This window comes from Nocardioides luteus (assembly GCF_014648595.1).
Lineage (GTDB): Bacteria > Actinomycetota > Actinomycetes > Propionibacteriales > Nocardioidaceae > Nocardioides > Nocardioides luteus.
On record NZ_BMRK01000038.1, the window covers coordinates 1 to 6,024 of the forward strand.

The following is a 6,024-nucleotide window of genomic DNA, read 5'->3' on the forward strand; positions in this document are numbered from 1 at the left end:
CCGTCTCGGCCGACGGGGCTGACTTCTCGCCAAAAGATAAGTAAGCCGCTGGCGTCTCGGGTCACCAGCGGCTTACGAGAAGAACATTAGCCGAGGATCCTTGGGGTGTGCAAGCACCTGCATTGCACGAAAGCGCAAATGATTCGGGTGGGCTACCGGAGTAGTCCGGGTGGGCTATGGGCGGGGGCTCTTCGAGCGCTGGGTACGTCGCGCGTCGCGCTGTCGGCGGAGCCGGCGCACCAGGACGCCGTCGTAGGCGAGGGCCGCGGGCTTGTCGATCAGGTCGTTGACGGCACGGTGGTAGTCGGCGGCGCTCATCCCAAGCTGCACGCGGACGGCCTCGTCACGACCCGTGCCGGCCGACCACCAGGAGCGCTCGAAGTCCAGCAGTCGCTTCTCGTTCTCGGAAAGGCCCGGCTGCTCGTCGGCAGACCCGGGGCTGTGGGGCGCCTCGGTCATGCGTACATCATCCCAGGCACTCCGCGCAGCCTCGAAACCGCCACGCATCACCGACTCGAACTACCTCGAATAGTCCTTCTGGGTGATCTTGCACATAAGTGCAGGTCAACTCTTTGATGCGTGCCGTTTCCTCGGTTATGGTTTACATGTCAGCCGCTGGTGACCCGAGACGCCAGCGGCTGACTTCTGTTTTAGGCGTCTGCGGTGTCTTCGCCGTGGGTCCCCGGACGCGGCGCCCAGGGCAGCTCCTTCGCGGCGCGGACGACGATCAGCCGGTCCCCGCGCGAGAGCGTGCCGACGACCGGGTCGAAGTAGCGGAAGACCTTCTCGTCGCGTACGACCGCGATCACCTGGTCGGCCAGCTGCTGCGGCTGCTTGCCGACCTCGTTGACCAGCAGGTCGCGCTCGGCGACCTCGAGGCCGATGCCGGAGTTGAGCAGGTCCTCCATGACCGAGCCTAGGGTCGGCGAGATGGTGGACAGGCCCATGAGACGACCGACCGCGTCGGCGGAGGTGATCACCGAGTCGGCGCCGGACTGCTTCATCAGCGGTGCGTTCTCCCGCTCGCGGGCCGCGGCGACGATCCATGCCTCCGGGTTGACCTGGCGCACGGTGAGGATCGTGAGCACGTTGGAGTCGTCACGGTTGGTGGTGATGATGACCTGCTCGGCGTCCTTGACCCCGGCACGCATGAGTACGTCGCGCCGGGTCGCATCACCGGTGACCACCGCGATCCCGTCGGAGTGGGCGTCGGAGCGCGCGACCGGGTCGGGGTCGACGACGACGAACTCCTCGGGACTCAGCCCGCTGCTGATGAGCGTCTCGACGGCGCTACGGCCCTTGGTGCCGTAGCCCACGACGACGATGTGCTGGGACATCTTCTTCCTCCAGCGAGCGACTCGGATGAGGTCACGGCCCTGCTTGGTGAGGACCTCGAGGGTGGTGCCGATGAGCAGCACCAGGAACGCGATGCGAGCCGGCGTGACGACGAACGCGTTGATCATGCGGGCGTGGTCCTCGACGGGGGCGATGTCGCCGTAGCCGGTCGTGCTCAGCGTGACGGTCGTGTAGTAGAACGCGTCCAGCAGGCTGATCTCGCCGGTGGGGTCGTTGTTGTCGGCATAGGCGTCGCGGTCGAAGTAGACCAGCAGCATCGTGCCGACCAGGATCGCCACCGCCGCCAGCACGCGGCGCCCGAGCTGCCACCACGGCGAGCGCAGCGTCTCCGGGAGCGAGACCTGCTCGGCATCGGCCCATCGGGGGGCGTTCGCGCTTGTCTCGGCCACGTCCTGACCCTATAGCCCAGGCTCGCTCCGCTCCCGGATGAGTGCCTCCCACGCCGCCGTGTCACCGACGCGAACGGGCGCCATGCCTCCGGGGAGACATGGCGCCCGCAGCGTACGGACCTGTGGGCTCAGCCCTTCACGGAACCCGCCGTGAGGCCACGGACGAAGTAACGCTGCAGCGAGAAGAACACGAGCAGCGGCACCGTCATGGTGATGAACGCACCGGCGGTGAGCAGGTGCCATTCCTGGCCCTTGTCGCCGATCAGGTCGCGCAACGTGATCGTGACGACCTCGTTGTCACCCGCCCCGAGGAAAATGAGCGCGACCAGCAGGTCGTTCCAGACCCAGAGGAACTGGAAGATCGCGAACGCTGCCAGTGCGGGCACCGACATCGGCACGATCAGCTTCCAGAAGGTCTGGAAGTGGGATGCGCCGTCGATCTCTGCCGACTCGATGATCTCGTGGGGCAGGCTCGACATGTAGTTGCGCAGGATGTAGACCGCCAGCGGCATCCCGAACCCGGTGTGGGCCAGCCACACCGCGAGGAAGGTGCCGTTGAGGTCGTAGTCGCTGAACAGGTTGAGCAGGGGCACGAAGGCCACCTGCAGCGGGACCACCAGCAGCCCGACGATCAGCATGAACAGCACGTTGCGTCCCGGGAACCGCATGAACGTGAACGCGTACGCAGCGAAGGCGGCGATCATGATCGGCAGCAGCGTCGCGGGGACGGAGACGACGATCGAGTTCACGAAGGCGTTCGACATGCCGCTCTCGAGGACCTGTGCATAGCTGTCGAGGGTCCACTGGGAGAACGGGTCGGTGACGACCGTCCACCAGCCCGACGTCTTCACGTCGGCCTCGTCGCGGAACGAGGAGACCAGCAGGCCGAGCGTCGGGATGAACCAGAGCACGCAGAGCAGGACGATGGCGAGGCGGACGGCGAGGCCACCCAGGGTGAAGTGCCTCATCAGCGTGCCTCCTGCTTCTTGAACTGACGCATCTGGTAGATCATCACCGGGATCACCGCGATCATCAGGACCACGACGACCGCCGCCGCTCGACCGGCGTCACCGAATTCGAAGAGCTCGACGAAGAAGGTGTTCGCCAGCACCGAGGTGCCCGCGCGACCACCGGTCATCACGTAGACGATGTCGAAGACCTTCAGCACCAGGATGAGGATGGTCACGAAGACAACGATCACCGTCGGCCAGATCTGCGGCACGACGACCCGGAAGAAGATCTGGAGCTCGCTGGCGCCATCGATCCGGGCCGCCTCCACGGTGTCGTCGGGAACTCCCTTGATCGCCGAGGAGAGCAGCACCATCGCGAACCCCGCCTGCAGCCAGACCATGATGACGATCAGCAGCAGGTCGTTGAGGCTGCCCGTCTGGACACGGAGCCACGCGACCGGCTCGAAGCCGAGACCGGTGGTGATCGCCGAGAGGAGCCCGATCTGGTTGTCGTCCTCCGCGAACCTGGTCGCGTAGACGAAGCCCCAGATGGTGCTCGCCCCGACGAAGCTGATCGCCATCGGCATGAAGATGACCGATTTCGCGATCCGCTCCGGCAGCGCCTTGAGCCGGTCGGCCAGGACCGCAACGAGCAGGCCGACGATCACGCTGCCGGCCGGCACGATCAGGATCCAGAGCAGGTTGTTGAGCAGGGTGCCGATGAATTCGTCGTCCTTGAACAGGTCCGCGTAGTTCTGGAACCCCACCCAGTTGATGCTGTTGGCGTCGGCGAAGCTGAAGATCACCGTCATCACGGCCGGGTAGACCAGGAAGACCGTGACCACCAGGACGGCCGGCCCGATGAAGATGTAGGGCTTGATCCGCCTGTCCCACTTGCCCGGCAGGAGGCCTGACAGGAAGTTGAGCACCCAGTAGAGAGCAGCGGTGCCGCCGACGCCCAGGACGATCGCGACGAGACCGTTGACGATCTTCAGGATCGGGTCATCGCTCATCCTCGCCAGCTCTTTTCGATCGCGTCGGCAGCTTCCTGAGCGCTCTTCTCACCCCCGACGAAGGCGTTCATCTCGCTCCAGAAGGTGCCGGCGCCGACCTGTGCGGGCATCAGGTCAGAACCGTCGAAGCGGAAGGTGTCGGCGTCCTGCAGCAGCGCCGCGATCTCGCCGAACATCTCGTCGGAGTACTGCGAGTTGTCGAACTCGACGCTCGGGGAGAGCCAGCCGCCGGACTGGGCCCACTCGGCACCGAAGTCGGGCTTGGCGAAGTACTCCATCAGCTCGACCACATCGGTGTCGTTGGTGAAGGCGACCGCCATGTCACCGGCGCCGAGCACCGGGGTGCCCTCGAACCCACCTTCCATGTTGCCGGGGAGCGCGAAGACGTTGACGTTGCCGGCCAGGTCGCTCTGGACGTCCTTCGGGAAGAAGGTCGTGATGAAGTTTGCCTGACGGTGCATCTCGCAGCCGGGCTTGTCGTTGAAGAGCGGCAGCGGCGAGTCGCCGAACGGCTCGCTCAGGGTGCCGTCGGCACCGCCGCGTACGTTCTTCGGCTTGTTGACGATGTCACCGAAGGTCTCGATGGCCTTGACGATCTTCGGGTCGTTGAAGGGCACCTCGTGCTCGACCCAGTCGTCGTAGAACTCCGGGCCCTCCTGGCGCAGGACGATCTCCTCGACCCAGTCGGTGTAGACCCAGCCGGTGTCGGCACCGGCCTCGGCGCCGAGGCACCACGGGGTCTGGCCCTTGGAGATGATCTGGTCCTCGAGCTTCATCAGCTCGTCCCAGGTCTCCGGGGTCTTGTAGCCGGACTGCTCGAAGTTCTTCGGGGTCCAGACCAGCGACTTCATCGAGACACGGATCGGGACGCCGTAGGTCTTGTCGTCGATCTCGACCGAGTCCATCAGGCCCGGGATCATGGTGTCCTCGAGGGAGCCGACGTCCATCAGGTCGTCGAGCGGAAGCGTGTCACCGGACTCGGTCAGGTCGTTGACCAGACCGGGCTGGGGGAAGAGAGCGATGTCGGGGGCATCGTTTCCGTTGACCTTCGTGCGGATCTCGGTGGTGAAGTCCGTGGAGGGGGTGTAGGTCACCTTGATGCCCGTCTCCTCGGTGAAGGTCTTGAGGGCCGCGTTGAGGCCGACGGCCTCGCCCTCGGGGATCGCACCGAGAATCTGGATGCTGCCGTCGCCGTCCTTGGTCTCGCCGGCATCGTTGTTGCCGCCGCCACCGCCAGGCACACCGCAGCCGGTCACAGCGAGCAGGCCAGCCGCCACTGCTCCGATTTGCCACTTGCGCACATGCATTGGAATCGCGCCCTCCATCGTCGTTTGATCCACGGAGGTGTGCCACGCAGGCCGCGTAGGGTCCACGAGGCAGCGCCTCGTTATGTGATCTTCGTAACATTAGTCGCTAGGGTCCATCGATGTCCGAGCAAATTGTCGAACATCCACCCGAGAATGCGCAGGACCCTACCCGGCCCGCGCTCCCCTGCTGTGGCGACCCGCCAGCCCGGTGTTGGACGAGCCCTTTCGGTAGGCAAGAATCAACCCCCAAATGAGCTATCCGCACCCTCCCCACCAGGGGCCACACCACCACTCCCCGCGCGACCCGTTGGCCGTCGCCGGCCGGCTCGCGGCCGCCATCGGCTCGATCGTCTTCTGGCTGATCGGCGCGATCGCGGTCGTCGGTGCCGTCGTCGGCATCTTCCGGGCCTTCGGAGGCGACCTGTCGTGGCGCATGGTCGGGATCTGGACGGTGGCAGGCATCGGCTGCTTCGCGTTCTCGTGGATCGTCGCCGCGCTCGGCCGGATCGGCCTCGACGACGAGCCGATCGGCTCCTGGCGCGTCGCCCCGTTCCAGCTGGCGCGCATCCTCTACCGCAACCGCTAGACGACGAACAGGCCGTACGCGACACCTCGATGTGCTGCGTACGGCCTGACGCCGTGGGGGCCGGACGAGACGGCTAGACGAGCGCCTTCTCGTCCTCGGCGGGAGGTGTCGCGGCGGCGTGGTCGTCGACCATGGTGGCCTCGTCGAAGGGGTCCTGGCCGCCCAGGACCTTGTTGAGCCGGCCGTAGTCGACGGTCTTGGTCCAATGGCCCACGAGCACCGTGGCGACCGAGTTGCCGGCGAAGTTGGTCAGCGCACGCGCCTCCGACATGAACCGGTCGATCCCGACGATCAGACCCACCCCGTCGACCATCTCCGGACGGTGCGACTGCAGGCCACCGGCCAGCGTCGCGAGGCCGGCACCGGTCACGCCGGCGGCGCCCTTGGAGGCGATCATCATGAACAGCAGCAGACCGACCTGCT

7 protein-coding genes are annotated in these 6,024 nt (G+C 65.9%); 1 reads left to right on the forward strand and 6 read right to left on the reverse strand.

Annotation, left to right across the window (positions count from 1 at the left end; translation table 11 throughout):
• Positions 1–174: 174 nt before the first annotated feature.
• From IEY81_RS23790 to IEY81_RS23810, 5 genes are all read right to left on the reverse strand, one after another.
• Positions 175–459 carry a DUF3263 domain-containing protein gene (locus tag IEY81_RS23790; RefSeq protein WP_189120980.1) on the reverse strand — a complete coding sequence of 95 codons (285 nt, stop codon included), beginning with the start codon at positions 457–459 and terminating at the stop codon, positions 175–177.
• A gap of 191 nt (positions 460–650) precedes the next feature.
• Positions 651–1,745, reverse strand: coding sequence for a potassium channel family protein (locus IEY81_RS23795; RefSeq protein WP_189120981.1), 1,095 nt, complete (start codon positions 1,743–1,745; stop codon positions 651–653).
• A 128-nt stretch (positions 1,746–1,873) separates the two neighbouring features.
• The gene (locus IEY81_RS23800; RefSeq protein ID WP_189120982.1) at positions 1,874–2,713 is read right to left on the reverse strand and encodes a carbohydrate ABC transporter permease; all 840 of its coding nucleotides are present in this window, start codon (positions 2,711–2,713) and stop codon (positions 1,874–1,876) included.
• Complete coding sequence (locus IEY81_RS23805) at positions 2,713–3,708, reverse strand: carbohydrate ABC transporter permease (RefSeq protein ID WP_189120983.1); 996 nt, start codon at positions 3,706–3,708, stop codon at positions 2,713–2,715. The genes IEY81_RS23800 and IEY81_RS23805 overlap by 1 nt, the downstream gene beginning before the upstream one ends.
• Entirely contained in the window at positions 3,705–4,985 is a 1,281-nt protein-coding gene (locus tag IEY81_RS23810; RefSeq protein WP_189120984.1) for an ABC transporter substrate-binding protein, read from the reverse strand. Before IEY81_RS23810 ends, IEY81_RS23805 begins: the two co-directional genes overlap by 4 nt.
• 280 nt (positions 4,986–5,265) lie before the next feature.
• Here IEY81_RS23810 and IEY81_RS23815 point away from each other — a divergent pair, with 280 nt between their 5' ends.
• On the forward strand, positions 5,266–5,601 hold the full coding sequence (locus IEY81_RS23815; protein WP_189120985.1) for a hypothetical protein: 336 nt from the start codon (positions 5,266–5,268) through the stop codon (positions 5,599–5,601).
• 73 nt (positions 5,602–5,674) lie between these two features.
• Here the strand turns inward: IEY81_RS23815 and IEY81_RS23820 are convergent.
• On the reverse strand, positions 5,675–6,024 hold a 350-nt coding region (locus IEY81_RS23820), incomplete at its 5' end, for a cation:dicarboxylate symporter family transporter (RefSeq protein ID WP_189120986.1).

Coding starts and splice junctions, on each gene's coding strand:
- IEY81_RS23790 (WP_189120980.1), bottom strand. CDS start 459: ATGACCGAGGCGCCCCACAGCCCCGGGTCTGCCGACGAGCAGCCGGGC.
- IEY81_RS23800 (WP_189120982.1), bottom strand. CDS start 2,713: ATGAGGCACTTCACCCTGGGTGGCCTCGCCGTCCGCCTCGCCATCGTC.
- IEY81_RS23805 (WP_189120983.1), bottom strand. CDS start 3,708: ATGAGCGATGACCCGATCCTGAAGATCGTCAACGGTCTCGTCGCGATC.
- IEY81_RS23815 (WP_189120985.1), top strand. CDS start 5,266: ATGAGCTATCCGCACCCTCCCCACCAGGGGCCACACCACCACTCCCCG.